The sequence below is a fragment of the Anaerotignum faecicola genome (genome assembly GCA_024460105.1).
GTDB lineage: Bacteria > Bacillota > Clostridia > Lachnospirales > Anaerotignaceae > JANFXS01.
On sequence record JANFXS010000467.1, the window covers coordinates 1 to 407 of the forward strand.

A 407-nucleotide genomic window follows, 5' to 3' on the forward strand; every position below is an offset into this window, starting at 1 on the left:
CTTCGGTGCTTTTGGAAAATTTATTTACGACAATGCAATACAACTGGGTGATATTGAAAAGATCATGATTACAGGAGTAGGAAGCGCCAATGTAGAACAGCCGCTTTATGGAATTCCTACTTTTAAGGTAGATGAGTTTACATCCAACGGATTAGGCGGCCGCTACTTTACCGGCCTGAATGATCTAATTGTTGTCAGCATGGGGACCGGTACCTCTTTTGTCCAGGTAAACGGCGATAAAATCGTACATACCGGTGGTATCGGTATCGGCGGCGGCACGATTATTGGCCTGTCCAGCCTTCTCTTAAAAACCCAGGAGATCAGTAAAATTATGGAACTTGCAAGCGGCGGCGATTTAAGCCACGTAGATTTACAGATCTGTGATATATCAAAGGAAGCGCTGCCGG

The 407-nt window shown here is 45.2% G+C and carries 1 protein-coding gene; it reads left to right on the top strand.

The genetic code is table 11. The features are described 5' to 3' along the window. Positions 1 to 407, top strand: a 407-nt coding sequence (locus tag NE664_14905; protein ID MCQ4727925.1) for a pantothenate kinase, incomplete at both ends; no start/stop codon positions are given.